This is a genomic window from Ornithinibacillus contaminans (genome assembly GCF_001038425.2).
Lineage (GTDB): Bacteria > Bacillota > Bacilli > Bacillales > Amphibacillaceae > Ornithinibacillus > Ornithinibacillus contaminans.
Map to the genome: position 1 here is coordinate 112,264 of NZ_LDPV02000024.1, position 17,698 is coordinate 129,961.

The following is a 17,698-nucleotide window of genomic DNA, read 5'->3' on the forward strand; positions in this document are numbered from 1 at the left end:
CTCCTATTCGTCCCCAATCCAACCTCTTAGTAACTTCGCAAATTCCTCTGGTTTTTCTTTTGCCATTTTCTCTAGTTGTTTTCTGCGTTGTATCGAATCTGATTCTTCTTGTTCATCAAGATCAGGTAATGTTGCAATTGCTTCTGATTCGTATTCCTCTTCTTCATATTCTTCTTGCTTCGATTTCCTCATCATAAGCATGATAACGAGAATAATAATGATTACGAGCAATAAACCGCCGACAATATACATCCATAATGGAATCTTAAAGCCAGTTTCTTGTGCTAATCCATTACTTCCACTAAATTCTTGGAAAACAATTGACGTTTTCTCTTCAGGTGCTACTTCGCCATATGCTCCATCAATTGATGTTGAGATTATGGAATTCAAAATAGATGTAATCCCGTCCTCAACTACCATCATATCTTGTTGAGAGAGATACTCTATCTCTTCTCCGTCCTGCTGTTTAACACTGTCCACCGCAACTTGAATACCTAAGTCACGAATTTTATAAGGACTTTCTACTATTTCTTTATGAATTCGATTGAACTCATTATTAATCGTTTCTTTGATATACTCATACTCCCCGTTTTCGCCTTCTTCGGCTCCTGGGTAATTCGTAATATCTTCTTCACCTGTTCCCGCCAAGCCACCAGCTTGTGCGCCATCACCGGTATAGGTTTCACGAATAGTCTCTACACTAACTGGTAAACCTTCCATTGTTTCTGGATCAGCTGGTTCTACAATTTCTTCCACACGGTTTTCTTGGGTGAAATCAATATCGGTTGTAACCGAAACAATAACATTATCCATGCCTACCATTGTTCCAAGCATTTGTTGTACTCTTCGTTGAATGTCACGCTCTACATCTTTTTTCACTGTTTGTTGATACGTGTATGCATCTTGGAAACCTGTTGAAGCATTTTGTGTGTTTTGATCGTAATACTCGAAGTATTGATTCATAATGCTGATGTTTTCAGGTTGCAGATTCGGTACAGCCTTAGAAACCAATTGATATAGTGCATTGATTTGATTACCTTCGAATTGATAGCCTGGTGCTGTATTTAAGATGATTGCAGCTGTTGTAGGTTGTGTTGCTTCACTTACAAAAACCGGATCCTTGGCCATATTAATCATCACTTGGGCATCATTGATTCCTTCAATACCTTTAATCAGGTTTGCTAATTCTGTTTGCATAGCATCTAGCTTCATAATATTGAATTCATTATCGGTGATCCCCCAAGAAGAGTTCTCGCTGAAAAACGAGTAATCAATATTACCACTATTTGGAATTCCTTGCCCTGCTAGATCCACAAGTAATCCATCTGCTTGTTCTTTCGGAACCATAATCGTCGTTCCGCCATCCTGAAGCTCGTAAGGAATACCTCTAGTATCTAACTCACCTTTGATTTGCCCAACTTCCTGCAAGGACAAATTATTATATAATGGGACGTAATCCGATCGCGTTGCAAATAATGAAATGACTATTATTAACGCAATAACCGCAACGATCGAACCAAGTATTAACCCCTTTTGACTTTTCGACCGTTTTGACCAAAAAGTTTTTGCCGTTTCATTAAATTTCATTATTTTTTCGTTCATGTACTCCCCCGCCAAATTTCTAAACTGATGTTAGAAAGCTTGACACTCGCCACGTTCGCGAATGCTATTCGTTGTACGAAAGCAGATTTTTTAAAAAACAATCATCAATCTGCTAAATTTACTATTAAAGCTTTGTATAACTTGCCGATATAATAGCTAGAAAAGCTATTATACTTGCATTCTCATAATTTCGTTATAAGCGTCAATTGCTTTACGTTGAACCTCTACAGTTGCCTCTAGCGTGATACTTGCTTTCTGAGCAGTAATCATGACATCATGTAAATCATCAATTTTCCCCTGTGCAAGTGCTTCTGTTTTCTGATCTGATTGAATTTGCAATTCATTCACATTGTTAATCGCATTCTTTAAAGCATTTGCGAAATTTGCTTGTGCTTTACCAGGAGCTATCGTTGTTTTTGAAATACTAGGCTCAATTGCATTATTTGTTAATCCGTTAACTGATAGATTCATGACCATTCTCCTTATTTACCAATTTCCAATGCTTTCATTAACATACTTTTACTTGCGTTTAGTGCTGTGATGTTTGCCTCATATGATCTAGTTGCACTCATCAAGTCCACCATTTCCTTTAGTGGATCAACATTCGGTAATTGTACATATCCAGCTTCATTAGCATCTGGATGTGTCGGATCATAGGATAATTTAAATGGTTCTTCATCCTCCACAATCCCAGAAACCTTTACACCACTTGCTGGATTCGATGACGTGTTAGTTGCCTTTTGCAAGAAAGATTGAAAACTCTTGTCAGCTGGTTCCATTTCCACCATTTTTCGTCGATATGGCTCATACTCTCCGTTTTCATTAACTGTAGCTCTGGTTGTATTCGCATTTGCAATATTAGAAGAGATAACATCCATTCGTAATCGTTGTGCTGTTAGGGCACTTGAACTAGCATTAAATGCATTAAATATTGACATCGTTATCTACCTCCTTTTATAACCATTTGTAAACTACTAAACTTACCATTAAGACGATCTATTAAACTTTGATAATAAATTTGGTTTTCAGCCAGCTCTGACATTTCTTTATCAATATCAACATTATTTCCATTGTGGTTGTAGGTTGTATCATTGCGTGTCATAACATTGAATGATTGTCGTGGTTCATTTTCGAATGGTAAATGTCTGGAGTTTGTTCGCTTTGCAGTCAAAGAACTCTGTAATTCGTTATTTAATACATCTTTAAATACGACATCTTTCGCTTTATAATTAGGGGTATCGACATTTGCTATATTCGAAGATATCGTTTGGTTTTTAACTGATGCATAATTTAAAGATTGCTGTAATGTGTTAATTGTCCCACTAAATAAGTCCATTCTCACTACCTCCTTTATCAAATAAAAAACGAAAGACGGACAGAAATAATAAATAGTATACGAATATTGTAATTTATATCCCCTATAAAGTCTATCAAAATTCGACATTTTTCCAACCTCCTTCCTAAAACAGTAACTTGATACTAGGTATATTTAACTATTATTTTAGCTGAAATTTCCATAAGAAGTCTATTTTTAACATAATTAAACAATTTTCTGTTGAAACTTGTAAAAACTTATCCTATTTTTGCGATCCGATAACAACTTTGGTGTTCATTCCATCATTATTTTTCATACCAAACTATCACTTCCGTTATAAAACAGTCGTATTTCGGTATTACAGAAAATAGAGATACATCCGTTTTATATATTCTAATTGGGAGTTCATTGCTTTTCTATTAGTTATCCATAAAAAAAGGAATTCACAGCAAAATTGCCGTGAATTCCTTTTTATTAATAATTATTATCTTGAACGCAATTTGTCTAATTCTACTAAGAACTTATCGTTCAATACTTTAATATAAGTTCCTTTCATACCTAAAGAACGAGACTCAATAACGCCAGCACTTTCTAGTTTACGTAATGCAATTACAATTACAGATCGAGTAATACCTACACGGTCAGCAATTTTACTTGCTACTAGTAAGCCCTCATGTCCATTAAGCTCTTCAAAAATATGATCAATTGCTTCTAACTCACTATACGATAATGAGCTGATAGCCATTTGTACGACAGCTTTGCTTCTTGCTTCCATTTCGATTTCTTCTGTTTTTTCATGAAGAATTTCCATACCTACAACTGTTGCACCATATTCAGCAAGTAGTAAGTCATCGTCATTGAAGCTTTCTTTTAATCTACCGATGATTAATGTACCTAAACGTTCTCCACCACCGATAATTGGTACGATAGTTGTTAAACCTGTTTTGAATAGGTCGCGGTTTTCAACCGGGAAAACTGTGTATTGGCTATTGATATCTAAGTTAGCTGTTGTTTCATGGATGTGGAAAAGACCTTCTGTGTATTCCTCTGGAAATTGTCTTTCCTCAAGCATTGATTTCATACGCTCGTTTTCAATTTCTTGGTTGATTGCATAACCTAATAGTTTTCCTCTTCTACTAAGAATGAAAACATTACCTCTGATTACATCTGTAAGAGATGCAGCCATGTCATTAAAGTTTACTGATTTACCAGTTGCCTTCTGTAGCATTGAGTTGATTTTTCTTGCGCGATTTAATAGTTCCATTTTTAAATTAATCCTCCATTTTTTTACGAATATTTTTACAAAATAAACTGACTTAAGTCTTTATTTTTTACAATAGTGTTTAGCTTTTGATCGACATATGCTGGCGTAATTTCAATTGTTTCCATTGTGACGTCAGGTGCTTCATAAGATAAATCCTCCAATAATTTCTCAAGGATGGTATGAAGTCTTCTCGCACCAATGTTATCGGTATCCTGATTCACTTGATAAGCGATCTCTGCAATTCTATTTACAGCTTTATCTGTAAACACAACATTTATACCCTCTGTTTTTAACAAGGCTTGATATTGTTTTAAAAGTGCATTCGACGGTTCATTTAAAATACGAACAAAATCTTCCACCGAAAGCTTTTCTAATTCAACTCGTATCGGAAATCTACCTTGTAATTCAGGAATTAAATCCGATGGTTTTGCCATATGAAATGCCCCAGCAGCAATAAAAAGCATATAATCGGTTTTAACTGGTCCGTGCTTAGTTACAACGGTTGAACCTTCTACAATAGGAAGAATATCTCGTTGCACACCCTCACGTGAGACATTTGGTGAGTTATCATGCTTACCTGCGACCTTATCAATTTCATCAATGAAAATAATACCCGCTTGCTCTGCACGTGTTATTGCTTCCTGTGCAACCTCTTCCATATCCACCAGTTTTTGTGCCTCTTGTTGCGTTAAAACCTTCCTCGCTTCACTGACCGGAAGTTTACGCTTTTTCTTTTTCTTCGGCATGAATTGCCCTAAAGCATCCTGCATATTCATACCCATCTGTTCCATGCCAGACCCTTGTAGCAAATCAAACATGGAAGGCGGTAGTTCTTCAATCTCTACCGTTACCATATGATCCTCTAATTCACCCATCGCTAATTGATGTGCGATTCTACTACGTTTGTTCTTAATTTCATCATCCTTTTCCTGTGCATCATCCGAGTCATCGTGATTACTTTGACCTGAAAAAAGCATTTCAAAGGGATTCGTAATAGTAGATTGTTTCTTTACTTGCGGAACTAATAGCTTCACAAGCTTTTTATTCGCTTCTTCCTGCGCTTTGTCCATAACCTGCTTCATGTATTCTTCCTTCACCATACGCATGGACATTTCCACTAAATCACGAACCATCGATTCCACATCTCGTCCTACATAGCCTACTTCTGTAAATTTGGTTGCCTCCACTTTAACAAACGGAGCACCAACTAATTTTGCTAAGCGTCTAGCAATTTCAGTCTTACCTACACCAGTAGGACCAATCATTAAGATGTTCTTCGGTACAATCTCATCTTTCATTTTTTCTTCCAGCATTGTTCGGCGATACCTATTTCTTAGTGCAACTGCAACTGATTTTTTTGCGCTGTGTTGGCCGATAATAAAGTTATCCAGTTGCTCAACTATCTGTCTTGGAGTGTAATTAATCCCCATCTCTATATGGCCTCCTCATTAATCAAGTACTTCTAAAGTAAGTTGATCATTCGTAAACACACAGATTTCTCCAGCGATTTTCATTGCTGCAAGCGCAATATCTTTTGCAGACAGGCTGTCCGCATAACCTACTAACGCCCTACCAGCACTAAGTGCGTAATTCCCACCAGAACCAATTGCTAAAATGCCATCATCTGGTTCGATAACTTCACCAGTTCCAGATACTAGTAACATACTGTCTTTGTTCATCACAATTAACATTGCTTCTAGCTTTCGAAGAACTTTGTCACTCCGCCATTCCTGTGCTAGCTCAACAGCAGCCCTTGGTAAATTACCATTAAACGCTTCTAGCTTTGCCTCGAATTTTTCAAAAAGTGTGAAGGCATCGGCAACAGAACCAGCAAAGCCTGCTAATACTTGACCATTGTACAGTTTACGTACTTTTTTAGCCTTATGCTTCATGACAACAGAATTTCCAAGTGTTACTTGACCATCTCCACACATAGCACATTGTCCATTGTGCTTCACTGCAAAAATGGTGGTGGCATGTATTTCAATCGCCATTCAATCACCTCATCCATTAATCCTGACTTTTTGCTCGCGGGTGGCTATTGACATAAATATTTCGCAAATGATCTTTTGTGACATGTGTATAGATTTGTGTAGAAGACAGATTCTCGTGTCCTAGCAGCTCCTGCACTGTACGCAAATCCGCACCTTCATTTAACATATGTGTTGCAAACGTATGTCTCAATTTATGCGGATGAACATGAACAGTTAGTGCAGCCTTTTCCATCATCTTTTTTAGAATGGTGCGAATACCTCTTGTTGTTAAAGGTTTACCTCTAGCATTTAGGAAAACGATATCTCCATTTGCTCCTGCATTATCCAACAATTGTTGTCTACCATCTTGTATGTATTGCTTCAGAGCATTTTCAGCAAAGCTGCCAAACGGAACATATCTTTCCTTATTGCCTTTCCCTTTCACTAGCATGGTACCAATGGAAAAGTCGATATCCTTCAATTTCAAGTTTTGACACTCACTTACACGCATTCCTGTTCCATACAGTGTTTCTAATAATGCCTGATTACGCTGACCTAACGGGTCATTCAAATCATTTACAGCAAATAATTTTTGTAATTCTTCCATATATAAGAATCCTGGTATCGGCTTTTTCGCTTTGGGCAATGTTATCAGCATAAACGGATTTGTTTCAACAAGATTTTCACGCTCTAGAAATCTAAAAAACGAACGTAAACTTGAAATCTTTCTAGAAACAGATCTTCTCGATAACTTCTCGTTATAAAGTGTTGTTAAGAACAAACGAACACAATGCGGATCAATGTCTTCAAGGCTATGAATTCCTTCTTGCTCCAAAAACGAAAAAAAATCTCTCATATCCTGTTGATAATATTCTACTGTATATGGTGAAGCGTTTTTTTCAATTTGGAGGTATTCGATAAATGCCTTATGGTAGTCTTCATAACTTTCCAAGTAATCACCCCTGCGCAACAGCGATTAAACTATACCACACATGAGATAAGAAATGCAATAAACTTAACAAAATTGTAACAAAATTCTGAATTAGTTTCAATACATTCGAATTTTTTAGGTAATCTTAACTACATAACTTACCGCATACTTAAGTTTAGCCTTGTCTTTCCTATGCTTTGCCCACATGTTACTGTCAAGTATATTCGCTTAGCACTGGATAATTATATCGGTTCATGTATAAATAGTCAATACAGAACTATTCATTTTTCGACATTTTTCGATACCTGCAATTATTAAGAAAAAATCTCCATCCATTATTTTTACCAATTATCCAAAAATTATAATCAGAATTAATTTTTTATCGTTTCCCCTATTAAAATGTTATGAAACATTATAGAAATGAAACAGGCTGAGATAAAAGTGATAGAGCAAGATAAAATCCGTTGGTCAATATGTTCCGGTTTTTACTTGCTTCTATTCTTTTTTATCTCAGCCGCTTGTTAATTCTGTGTGTGTTCTTTGTAATCACAATTTGTACATTGAATTTGAGTTTCTTTTTTATTTCGCTTTTCAACTAATAGCGAATCACACTTCGGACACGGTCTTGCAATTGGTTTATCCCACGATACGAAATCACATTCAGGGAAACGATCACACCCGTAAAAAACACGGCGTTTCTTTGATTTACGTTCCACAACACTACCTTCCTTACATTTCGGGCAGGTAACACCAATTTCTTTTAGAATTGGTTTCGTGTTACGACATTCTGGGAAATTTGAACAAGCAAGAAACTTACCATATCGTCCCATTTTATAAACCATCTCATGTCCACAATTCTCGCAATCAATTCCAGCTGGTTCATCTTTAATTTCAATTTTTTCCATTTCTTCTTCTGCAGTGGCCAGACGCTTGCGGAATCCTTGATAGAAATCATCAATGATATTCACCCATTCGACCTGTCCTTCTTCTACGGCATCCAAATCATTCTCCATTTTAGCCGTGAATGCTGCATTAATAATTTCAGGGAAAAATTCTTTCAATAAATCGACTACGATAATACCTAATTCGGTTGGAACAAAGCGTTTATTATCAAGTGTTACATATCCTCTTCGTTGGATGGTATCCAATGTAGGTGCATACGTAGACGGTCTGCCAATCCCTAACTCTTCCATCGTTCTAACTAGTCTTGCTTCCGTATAGCGTGGTGGTGGCTGTGTGAAATGTTGATTTGGTTCAATCTCATTTGCATCAACTACCATACCCTCTTCTAAATCTGGTAAGAATTTATCCTCATCCTTTTTATTATCATCGGTTCCTTCCACATATACTTTCATAAACCCTTTAAATTTCACCTTAGATCCAGTTGATCGAAATTCTACCTGATTATTTACTAGCTGTACAGACATTGTATCAAGTACAGCTGGTGCCATTTGACTGGCCAAGAAACGTTCCCAGATCAGTTTATAAAGACGAAGTTGATCACGTGATAGGATTGCTTTTAACGAGTTCGGATCTCGCATAACAGAAGTTGGACGGATTGCCTCATGAGCGTCTTGCGCATTTTGCTTTTGTTTTTCAATCTTATGATCACCTAGATAATCTGCTCCGAACTTTTCTTCAATATAGCCTTTTGCTTCTTGTTTAGCTGTATCCGATATTCGCGTTGAATCGGTACGCATATACGTAATTAATCCAGTAATACCACCAGCAGTACGTCCAAGGTCAATTCCCTCATATAACTGCTGTGCGACCATCATCGTTTTCTTTGCACGGAAATTTAATTTTCGAGCTGCTTCCTGTTGCAAAGAAGAAGTTGTAAAGGGCTTCGCCGGATTCCGCTTTCTTTCCTTTTTAATTACCTGATCTATTGTAAACTTCTTATCTACTAATTTTCCTAGTATTTCTTTTACTTCCGCTTCCGATTTTAATTCCAGCTTTTTACCATCTAACCCGTAAAAGGATCCTTCAAATAGTTCTTTATTCTTTTGGAAATTCGCTTCAATTGACCAATATTCCTCCGGTTGGAAGCTTTCGATTTCATTTTCCCGATCAATAATCATTTTTAATGCAACGGATTGGACACGTCCTGCACTTAATCCTTTTTTCACTTTTTTCCAAAGCAACGGGCTAATATTATAGCCTACTAAGCGATCAAGTACTCTTCTGGCTTGCTGTGCATCAACTAGATCTGTATCGATAGAACGAGGATGTTTAAAGGACTCTTTGATCGCGTCCTTCGTTATTTCGTTAAATACGACACGGCAGTCAGAAGTCTCATCCACATTCAAAATATGGGCTAAATGCCATGCAATTGCTTCCCCTTCTCTATCGGGGTCGGCAGCTAGGTATATTTTTTTCGCTTTTTTAGCAGATTTTTTTAAGTCTTTTAATACATCACCTTTTCCGCGAATGGTAATATATTTTGGCTTAAATTCATCTTCTACATCAACACCCATTTGACTTTTCGGTAAATCACGAACATGTCCCATAGATGCCTTTACTTTATATTTTTTGCCTAAATAACGTTCAATCGTTTTCGCTTTAGCTGGTGATTCTACAATTACGAGATAGTCAGCCATCTTATTTCCTCCTATGCTGAGGTAACTTTAGGCGAATAACCTATATAGATTAATACCTAATTCATTCCATTCAAAAGTTTTATACATCTAAATGTAAGAATATATTTTCAAAATGTCAACAAATAGTTATAAAACATTCTAAAAATAATCTATTTTATCAATTTTAAATCGTTCCCTAAATCTTCCTCTAAATCCTCACCTATATTAAATATATACCATGCATTTGTCAAACATACTGTTGCAAAAACAATTATTTTTATTCAAACTGCCAATTAAGAACCTCCTCCTGCCAATCATCAACTATAGCCTGATGGGAAGTGGCTAATTTCGCACCATCTTGAATTAATTGTAAGCATCCTGCTGCTTGGACAATATGTGGAGACCCTGGTACAGCATATACTTCTCTACCTTGATCCAATGCTTGATCAACGGTAATTAAAGTGCCACTTTTAGCTGTCGCCTCGATCACCAAAGTTGCGAAACTTAAGCCACTAATAATTCGATTTCGTTCCGGAAAATGATATGGTTTCGGTGGCGTATCTGGAGGATACTCACTGAGGGCTAGTCCCGTTTTAATAAGTTGGTTAAATAGTGGTATATTTTCTTTCGGGTAAATATGATTAAATCCCCCACCAAGTACCGCGATTGTTTTACCATGATAATATAGGGAGAGTCTGTGGGCAAAACTATCTATTCCTTTTGCCATACCACTTATGATGACCCAGTTATTTCGAACTAATGGTGACACGATATATTTCATTTTATCTCCGGCAAACGGGGATGGCTTTCTAGTGCCAATCACACTGATGGATGGAGTTTGTTTTATTAATGGAACATTTCCCATTGCATATAGTACTAGTGGGGCATCTTTAATCGCTTTTAACATTGGTGGATACGTGTCATCAAGGATGGTTATTACCTTATATTTCCGAAGATCTTTTTGAAGTTCTTGTCGTAGCATATCATTATGAAGATCATTAAAGAGTCTTTTTGCCTTATCTTCTGGGATGAGTATATAGTGATGAATTTGCGATGCAGATAATGTGTAGATAGCTTGTAGTGAAGGATCTAATTGCAGTAATTTCCGAAGGGTTTTTCTAGTTATTCCATCACAACGATGGATATGAATAAGTCGTAATCTAGTACTTTCAAGCACATTTTCACTTCCTTTTTAACTAAAATGAAAGAGGAAGGAACAAAAGTATTTTGGTAAAGTAGTATTTTACGCTAGCAATGGTTGCTAGTACTAGCTTACGTTACTTTTTTGTCCCTGCCTCTATTTTACTTAATGTGTTTTACACTTTTCGGCTAAGCCTTTTTCTTTTAATACACGAATCATGGTTTCTCCAATTACTGCAGGCGTTTCTGCAACTTGGATGCCACACTCATTCATGACACGAATTTTCTCTTCAGCTGTACCTTTCCCACCAGAGATGATCGCACCAGCATGACCCATGCGTTTTCCAGGAGGTGCTGTAGCCCCACCGATGAATCCAATAACAGGTTTTGTCATATTAGCTTTCACCCAAGCAGCCGCTTCTTCTTCTGCTGTTCCACCGATTTCACCAATCATTACCACTGCATATGTTTCTGGATCTTCATTGAATTCCTTTAATACATCAATGAAATCTGTTCCATTAACAGGGTCACCACCAATACCAACAGCAGTGGTTTGCCCGTAGCCAGCTTGGGATAATTGATGAACAGCCTCATAGGTTAATGTACCAGAACGGGAAACAACACCGATATGACCTTTTGTATGAATATAACCAGGCATGATACCGATTTTACATGCATCCGGTGAAATAACACCAGGACAGTTAGGACCAATTAAACGGGTCTTTTTCCCTTCCATATAACGCTTCACGTTTACCATATCCAATACTGGAATATGCTCTGTTATACAGATAACTAAATCTAACTCAGCATCAACCGCTTCTAAGATAGCATCTGCTGCAAATGGAGCCGGAACATAAATTACTGATGCTGTTGCACCAGTTTGATCCACTGCATCTTTTACTGTGTTAAATACCGGTACCCCTTCAACTTCTGTTCCACCTTTTTTAGGTGTAACACCACCGACAATTTTCGTTCCATATTCAAGCATTTGCTTTGTATGGAATCTAGCAGTACCACCAGTAATTCCTTGGACAATTACTCTCGTATCTTTATTAACATATACACTCATTTTCGTCCGTCCTTTCTCGAAACTAGTCTCATAACATACAAGATTTCATTGATTATGCTTTTACTAAGGAAACGATTTTTTCTGCGCCATCTGCCATGGAATCTGCAGAAATAATATTCAAACCAGACTCATCTAGAATTTTCTTACCTAAGTCGACATTGGTACCTTCTAAACGAACAACCAATGGTAAGCTTAAGCCAACCTGTTTTGTTGCTTCTACAACACCTTCAGCAATAACGTCACATTTCATAATTCCACCAAAAATATTAACGAAAATACCTTTTACATTTTTGTCAGATAAAATGATTTTAAATGCTTCGGTTACTTTTTCAGCAGTCGCACCGCCCCCAACGTCTAAGAAGTTAGCCGGTTCTCCGCCATAATGCTTAATAATGTCCATTGTTGACATTGCAAGCCCTGCTCCATTAACCATACACCCAATGTTTCCGTCTAAGGCAACATAGCTTAAGTCATATTTGGATGCTTCAATTTCCTTTTCGTCTTCCTCGTCTAAATCACGATACTCTAGTACGTCTTTTTGACGGTACAGTGCATTGTCATCAAAGTTTAATTTCGCATCTAATGCTAGTACTTCTCCATCACCAGTTGTAACTAATGGATTAATCTCAGCAATAGAACAATCTTTTTCCACAAATGCTTGATATAATCCAGTCATAAATTTAACAGCTTTATTTAATAATTCATCTGGAATATTTATATTAAATGCTAGTCTGCGAGCTTGATAACCAGATAATCCAACCACTGGATCAATGACTTCTTTAAAAATCTTCTCTGGTGTTTTTGCTGCCACTTCTTCAATTTCGGTTCCGCCTTCTTCCGATGCCATCATGACAACACGTGAAGTCGCCCGGTCTAACACTACCCCAACATAATATTCTTTCTTAATATCGCAGCCTTCTTCGATAAGCAAGCGCTTAACTTCTTTCCCCTCTGGACCTGTTTGATGTGTAACAAGTGTTTTACCGAGAATTTCATCAGCATATGTACGTACCTCGTCCAAATTCTTAGCAACCTTTACACCACCAGCCTTACCACGGCCACCAGCGTGAATTTGTGCTTTGACAACGGTAACATTAGTGCCTAATTTTTTCGCAGCTTCTACAGCTTCATCTACTGTATAGGCAACATATCCATTAGGAACTTTTACACCATAGTTGCGTAAAATTTCTTTCCCTTGATACTCATGAATATTCATTCTATATCCTCCCATCAAAATTCACTGCAAGTTCATTGTATTAAAAATCCTACAATATAACAAGAAAAGAATTAGAAAACTTGAACTAATCTCGACGGACAAAGCAAAAATGATTAAAGCAAAACATTTCGCTCAATCCTAAATGACTAGTTACGACTTGTTTGTTCCATTTTTTGGTCTGTTCGATAGATAAATGCAAATACTTCTGCAACCGCTTGATACAACTCTTGTGGTATTTTTTCATTAATATCAAGCTTGGCTAGAATTTCTACTAAAGATGCATCCTCCATAATTGGAATTTCATTTTCTTTTGCCTTTTCGATTATCGTATCAGCGATTAATCCTCTTCCTGTGGCTGCTATTCTTGGTGCAAATTCTTTTTCTTGATCATAGCTTAATGCAACCGCTGTTTGTCTTTTCTCTTTCATATGCGAAAATCAACTCCTTGATACGAAACTCGCTGCGCGTGATTCACAGATTTTGCTACCGTTTTAGCTTCCTTATTTGTTAATGGCTTACATGAAATAGAAGTAAGCTGATAGTTTAATTTTTCGAGTCCTTCTTTTAACGCTGGTTTAAACGAATTCGTTATCGCACTGATGTTTTGATCATTTAATACGGTTAATGTAATGGCCCGCTTTTGAACATTCATATCAATTACTGTTTTCTTCAGATGTGCTAGATCAAGGTAAAAAATAATCCGACAGTAATCTGGATTAATGTCCCCTGACTCCGTCTTTTTCCCTTCAAACTCCAGCTCCATGTCACGTTGTAATCCTAGTTTTTCAGCAGGAATACTGATAGCCGCTTGAATAATGCTATCGGTTTCTGTAACACTTTGCAGTTGCATTCCGTTAATGAATTGCAGCAGTTTATTTGCCTGCTCCTGTGTAGTTCCATCAGCTTGCCCAATGAGTTGTAACAGCATACTTTTGATAGTCGCCTCAGGTACCTGCTGACCATCGGCAATTGCCTTTTCATACTGTATACCAGTTTGTTGAAGTACGAATTGGGTCTGCTCTAGAAACTGATGCTTGATAGATTGTTGAACTAATGGCTCCATCGTCCTACCATTCTGTTCATTTGCTAGAATTTCTAAATCAATGATTAAATTACGTAACGAAACAGGGGTATTCTGAAGCTGGTGACTACTAGTTGGTACTAGCTGACCTAATTTTTGTTGAACTTCTTGGTCTAGTTTTGCAAATTGTTCCCCGGTTAGTGAGACTCCATTCGCAATACTCGTGTGCAGTATATTTCCCCATTGCTGTAAAACAGTGTTCGATAGCTGTTGAAGTTGTGGGAACTTGTCTACAACTTGTGTAATTGCTTTGGTAAGTGTTATGGCATCGGACTGTTTAGCAGGTCCTCCACCATCCATCAATTGGGATATTTGATTGCGCCAGTCAGAAAGTTGAACGTCCCGTGCAATGACGCCAGTTGCCTTTAATACATGGAACAACGATGGCTGTTGTGTTAATTGTACTAGTTGCTTTACCGCAGCCTCCAAACTTCTAACCGGCACTTGATTCCCTGTGGACTCTTCGCCATTTACGTTCAGCTTGGCAACCGATATTTCTGCGGGATGATTTATTCGTGGTTGAGCTTGTAAATCTGTCAGATTTGGGCCGACTAGCTTATTCGGAACTGCAATAGGTTGACCAGTTAATTGACTTAACTGCTGTAACAGTTCCCCCTTCAAACTAGGTGACACGCTACTTGGAGCTTGTAACGTTTGTTGAAGTGTTGATAATAGATTAGCTAATGTATTATCTTGCTTCGTATAGAATGCCTGAAATACTGCAGGGCGAATCGGCAATTTACGTGCAATCATCTCATATAAAACAGCCTGTGCCAGTGACTTATTAGATGCAGCATCCAGTAACGGAAGCGCCTGTTGCAATTGCTGTTTATCAAAAGGGATTTTTTGCTGCAATAGCCCCTCAACAAATGTCTGATTTACCTTTGACTGATTAAGTCCTAATTGTTTTAGTAAATCAAGCACGACAAATGGATCATTAACTTTTAATGCGTTCCCTAACACCTTGAGATATAGAAGGTTCTCACCACTTTGAACCTGAAAATGATACCTTGCCCCCATTTCAAGTGATGCTTCTAATTGAGCAACCATTTGCTGTGGTCCTAGTTGAATAAGTGCTTTATTTGTTGGAAAAAGCTTTAAAATTCTACCTTGAATAATCTGTCCAGAACGTAGGTTTTGTTCCAGGTCCTTTATTCTAGCTGCTGGACTACCAATAATTTTTTGGATACTCAATTAGATTCACCTCCTATTACAACCTATAAACATTCTCGAACTGGAGCAAATGACTTGCGATGATATGGGGAAACCCCGTACTCTGCAAGTCTTTCCATGTGAAATTTTGTACCATACCCCATATTAGACTTAAAATCGTACATCGGATATTCTTCATGAATTTCCTTCATGATTCGATCTCTCGTTACTTTCGCTAAAATACTAGCAGCTGCTATCGAAATACTCTTCGCATCACCTTTAATAATCGCCTCTTGGCTACAAGGTAAATTACTTAGCTCAACCGCATCTATCAAAACATGATCTGCCGGTGGATTTAGTTGTGTTAAGGCATCCTTCATTGCTAATTTTGTCGCCTCTAAAATATTCATTTGATCAATTACATCACTGTCTACTACCGCAATATGGTAACTCGTGGCGTGTTCTATAATGTAGTCAAAGTACATATCCCTAGCTGTCTCTGATACTTGTTTAGAGTCATTTAACCCTAATAATTTAAAATCACTTGGCAATATTACTGCTGCTGCCACAACTGGACCAGCCAGTGGTCCTCTTCCCGCTTCATCAATTCCAGCAATATAACGTTTACCAGAAGCAGTAGCATTTCGCTCATAGTGACACATTTCAACAAAAGCTTTTTCCAATGCTACTTGTTTTATTTTTTGCTTTTCGTATGTAGTTAGGAGTTGTTGGACGCCTTTACGTGTATCTTTCTTCATTGCTTCAATCTGTGCATCGGTTAACTTTCCTGCTTGTAGTAAATTCCTTAATGTCGTTATGGATTGCTTCTCCATGCTTAACACCTCTCTATCTATATATATCGGCATAAAAATACTATTATAAAAGAATAAAAAGCATCCATCTTTATCAGATGCATGCCATTATTCTGCTTCTTGAGGATGCTCTAAAGTTACATTACCTAGTCGCCCGGTTCGTAAATCACGTAGAAAAATATCTGCTACTTTATCAAAGTTAACATTCCCGCCACTTTCTAAGGCGCCTCGTAAGTTACCAATTTGAACAAAGATTTCTGCCATATCCTCTAGCTCGGCAGGAATACTATAACGTTCTTCTAGCAGTTTCGGATAGTGCGATTTCATATAGGTTATTACAAAAGCAACAATATCCTGTAATGCTAATAATTGATCTTTAATGGTACCAATTGCGGCTAACCGATAACCAACCATTTGGTCCTCGAACTTCGGCCACAAGATACCTGGAGTATCTAGTAGTTCAAAATCCTTTTTAACCTTAATCCAAAGCTGTTGCTTCGTTACACCTGGACGGTCTCCTACTTTAGCGATTTTTTTGTTAGCAAGTCGATTAATTAACGTAGATTTACCTACATTCGGAATCCCAACAATCATCGCTCTTGCTGCTCGTGGTTTAATCCCTTTTTTCATCAATTTATCTAATTTGATTTGTCCTAATTCCTTCGCTAGCTGTATAACACGGTTAATATCACTCTTGTCATTTACATTCACAGCTAGAGCAGGAATCTCCTTGGCTTGAAAATACTCGATCCATTCATTCGTAACCTTTGCATCAGCTAAATCACGCTTCATTAATAATATCATTTTTGCTTTATTATTTAGCACTTGATGAAGCATTGGATTTTGTGATGATAATGGAGCTCTTGCATCCACTAATTCAACGACAAAATCAACGAGTTTTAACTTCTCTTCAATTTCTCTACGCGCCTTGGCCATGTGACCAGGAAACCACTGAATTGTCATGTAAAATCTACTCTCCTATAAATTGCCATCTATCGAACGGCCAATAGATAACACTTGCTTTTCCAACAATTTGATCAATCGGAATTGGTCCAAGCAATCTACTATCAGTCGAATTGGTCCGGTTATCACCTAACACAAATACATAGCCTTCTGGAATGGTACTATAATTACCAACTAATTCCTCTAGTGTAAAATTATTCGTTGTTACTTCGATATGTTCTTTATTCTCACGTAAAAACTTTTCCTCTATAGGTTGTCCATTTATGTACAATACATTATCTTTATACGCTATATGTTCTCCTGGTAATCCAATTACCCGTTTAATAAAATCTTTTTGATCGTTGGCATGAAATACAACAACATCAAATCGTTCTGGTTCCTCAAATCGATAGGGAAACTTATTCACTATCATTTGATCCCGATCATGGAGGGTTGGTTGCATAGATGGACCGTCTACAACAATTGGTGTAAATAGGAATGTTCTTACTATAAATGCTAATACAATCGCAATTAATAATGCTTTTATCCAATCAAACCATTCGTTCTTTTTCTTTGCCATATTCTAACCTCCAACACGAACAACATTCATACCATTATTTTA

Annotated in this window: 17 protein-coding genes; all 17 read right to left on the bottom strand. The window is 37.3% G+C overall.

Translation table 11 applies throughout. From position 1 onward, the window contains the following. Positions 1 to 3: 3 nt before the first annotated feature. A complete protein-coding gene (fliF, locus tag JF53_RS05985) occupies positions 4 to 1,602 on the bottom strand; it encodes a flagellar basal-body MS-ring/collar protein FliF (RefSeq protein WP_047981273.1) in 1,599 nt (532 codons plus the stop codon). Between the two features lie 168 nt (positions 1,603 to 1,770). Continuing rightward, positions 1,771 to 2,079 carry a flagellar hook-basal body complex protein FliE gene (gene fliE / locus JF53_RS05990; RefSeq protein WP_047981274.1) on the bottom strand — a complete coding sequence of 103 codons (309 nt, stop codon included), beginning with the start codon at positions 2,077 to 2,079 and terminating at the stop codon, positions 1,771 to 1,773. 5 nt (positions 2,080 to 2,084) lie between these two features. Then, the gene (flgC, locus tag JF53_RS05995) at positions 2,085 to 2,540 is read right to left on the bottom strand and encodes a flagellar basal body rod protein FlgC (protein WP_047981275.1); all 456 of its coding nucleotides are present in this window, start codon (positions 2,538 to 2,540) and stop codon (positions 2,085 to 2,087) included. Positions 2,541 to 2,542: 2 nt separating this feature from the next. Further along, positions 2,543 to 2,938: a flagellar basal body rod protein FlgB gene (gene flgB / locus JF53_RS06000; protein ID WP_047981276.1), complete on the bottom strand. Its 396-nt coding sequence runs from the start codon at positions 2,936 to 2,938 to the stop codon at positions 2,543 to 2,545. Between the two features lie 463 nt (positions 2,939 to 3,401). Next, a complete protein-coding gene (gene codY / locus JF53_RS06005; RefSeq protein ID WP_047981277.1) occupies positions 3,402 to 4,181 on the bottom strand; it encodes a GTP-sensing pleiotropic transcriptional regulator CodY in 780 nt (259 codons plus the stop codon). Between the two features lie 35 nt (positions 4,182 to 4,216). Next, complete coding sequence (hslU, locus tag JF53_RS06010) at positions 4,217 to 5,611, bottom strand: ATP-dependent protease ATPase subunit HslU (protein ID WP_047981278.1); 1,395 nt, start codon at positions 5,609 to 5,611, stop codon at positions 4,217 to 4,219. An 18-nt stretch (positions 5,612 to 5,629) separates the two neighbouring features. Beyond that, positions 5,630 to 6,175, bottom strand: a complete 546-nt coding sequence (gene hslV, locus JF53_RS06015) for an ATP-dependent protease subunit HslV (protein ID WP_047981279.1) — start codon at positions 6,173 to 6,175, stop codon at positions 5,630 to 5,632. 16 nt (positions 6,176 to 6,191) lie between these two features. Continuing rightward, positions 6,192 to 7,106 (bottom strand): tyrosine recombinase XerC, encoded by a 915-nt coding sequence (gene xerC / locus JF53_RS06020; protein ID WP_047981280.1) that lies wholly within the window; start codon positions 7,104 to 7,106, stop codon positions 6,192 to 6,194. Positions 7,107 to 7,606: 500 nt separating this feature from the next. Beyond that, on the bottom strand, positions 7,607 to 9,685 hold the full coding sequence (gene topA, locus JF53_RS06025; RefSeq protein ID WP_047981281.1) for a type I DNA topoisomerase: 2,079 nt from the start codon (positions 9,683 to 9,685) through the stop codon (positions 7,607 to 7,609). A gap of 256 nt (positions 9,686 to 9,941) precedes the next feature. Further along, a complete protein-coding gene (gene dprA, locus JF53_RS06030; protein WP_047981282.1) occupies positions 9,942 to 10,841 on the bottom strand; it encodes a DNA-processing protein DprA in 900 nt (299 codons plus the stop codon). Positions 10,842 to 10,970: 129 nt separating this feature from the next. Further along, entirely contained in the window at positions 10,971 to 11,873 is a 903-nt protein-coding gene (sucD, locus tag JF53_RS06035; RefSeq protein ID WP_047981283.1) for a succinate--CoA ligase subunit alpha, read from the bottom strand. A 52-nt stretch (positions 11,874 to 11,925) separates the two neighbouring features. After that, a complete protein-coding gene (gene sucC / locus JF53_RS06040) occupies positions 11,926 to 13,089 on the bottom strand; it encodes an ADP-forming succinate--CoA ligase subunit beta (protein WP_047981284.1) in 1,164 nt (387 codons plus the stop codon). A gap of 146 nt (positions 13,090 to 13,235) precedes the next feature. Then, a complete protein-coding gene (locus JF53_RS06045) occupies positions 13,236 to 13,517 on the bottom strand; it encodes an EscU/YscU/HrcU family type III secretion system export apparatus switch protein (protein WP_047981285.1) in 282 nt (93 codons plus the stop codon). Beyond that, the gene (locus tag JF53_RS06050) at positions 13,514 to 15,364 is read right to left on the bottom strand and encodes a hypothetical protein (RefSeq protein ID WP_047981286.1); all 1,851 of its coding nucleotides are present in this window, start codon (positions 15,362 to 15,364) and stop codon (positions 13,514 to 13,516) included. The genes JF53_RS06045 and JF53_RS06050 overlap by 4 nt, the downstream gene beginning before the upstream one ends. Positions 15,365 to 15,387: 23 nt before the next feature. Continuing rightward, positions 15,388 to 16,155, bottom strand: coding sequence for a ribonuclease HII (locus tag JF53_RS06055; protein ID WP_047981287.1), 768 nt, complete (start codon positions 16,153 to 16,155; stop codon positions 15,388 to 15,390). Positions 16,156 to 16,242: 87 nt separating this feature from the next. Then, positions 16,243 to 17,097 (bottom strand): ribosome biogenesis GTPase YlqF, encoded by an 855-nt coding sequence (gene ylqF, locus JF53_RS06060; protein ID WP_047981288.1) that lies wholly within the window; start codon positions 17,095 to 17,097, stop codon positions 16,243 to 16,245. 7 nt (positions 17,098 to 17,104) lie between these two features. Beyond that, positions 17,105 to 17,656, bottom strand: coding sequence for a signal peptidase I (lepB, locus tag JF53_RS06065; RefSeq protein ID WP_047981289.1), 552 nt, complete (start codon positions 17,654 to 17,656; stop codon positions 17,105 to 17,107). Between the last annotated feature and the right edge of the window lie 42 nt (positions 17,657 to 17,698).

Excerpts from the sequence above, each read along its gene's own strand:
- flgC (WP_047981275.1), bottom strand. The coding sequence starts at position 2,540 with ATGTCAATATTTAATGCATTTAATGCTAGTTCAAGTGCCCTAACAGCA.
- codY (WP_047981277.1), bottom strand. The coding sequence starts at position 4,181 with ATGGAACTATTAAATCGCGCAAGAAAAATCAACTCAATGCTACAGAAG.
- sucC (WP_047981284.1), bottom strand. The coding sequence starts at position 13,089 with ATGAATATTCATGAGTATCAAGGGAAAGAAATTTTACGCAACTATGGT.
- flgB (WP_047981276.1), bottom strand. The coding sequence starts at position 2,938 with ATGGACTTATTTAGTGGGACAATTAACACATTACAGCAATCTTTAAAT.
- hslU (WP_047981278.1), bottom strand. The coding sequence starts at position 5,611 with ATGGGGATTAATTACACTCCAAGACAGATAGTTGAGCAACTGGATAAC.
- fliE (WP_047981274.1), bottom strand. The coding sequence starts at position 2,079 with ATGGTCATGAATCTATCAGTTAACGGATTAACAAATAATGCAATTGAG.
- fliF (WP_047981273.1), bottom strand. The coding sequence starts at position 1,602 with ATGAACGAAAAAATAATGAAATTTAATGAAACGGCAAAAACTTTTTGG.
- JF53_RS06055 (WP_047981287.1), bottom strand. The coding sequence starts at position 16,155 with ATGGAGAAGCAATCCATAACGACATTAAGGAATTTACTACAAGCAGGA.
- ylqF (WP_047981288.1), bottom strand. The coding sequence starts at position 17,097 with ATGACAATTCAGTGGTTTCCTGGTCACATGGCCAAGGCGCGTAGAGAA.
- sucD (WP_047981283.1), bottom strand. The coding sequence starts at position 11,873 with ATGAGTGTATATGTTAATAAAGATACGAGAGTAATTGTCCAAGGAATT.
- JF53_RS06045 (WP_047981285.1), bottom strand. The coding sequence starts at position 13,517 with ATGAAAGAGAAAAGACAAACAGCGGTTGCATTAAGCTATGATCAAGAA.
- hslV (WP_047981279.1), bottom strand. The coding sequence starts at position 6,175 with ATGGCGATTGAAATACATGCCACCACCATTTTTGCAGTGAAGCACAAT.
- lepB (WP_047981289.1), bottom strand. The coding sequence starts at position 17,656 with ATGGCAAAGAAAAAGAACGAATGGTTTGATTGGATAAAAGCATTATTA.
- topA (WP_047981281.1), bottom strand. The coding sequence starts at position 9,685 with ATGGCTGACTATCTCGTAATTGTAGAATCACCAGCTAAAGCGAAAACG.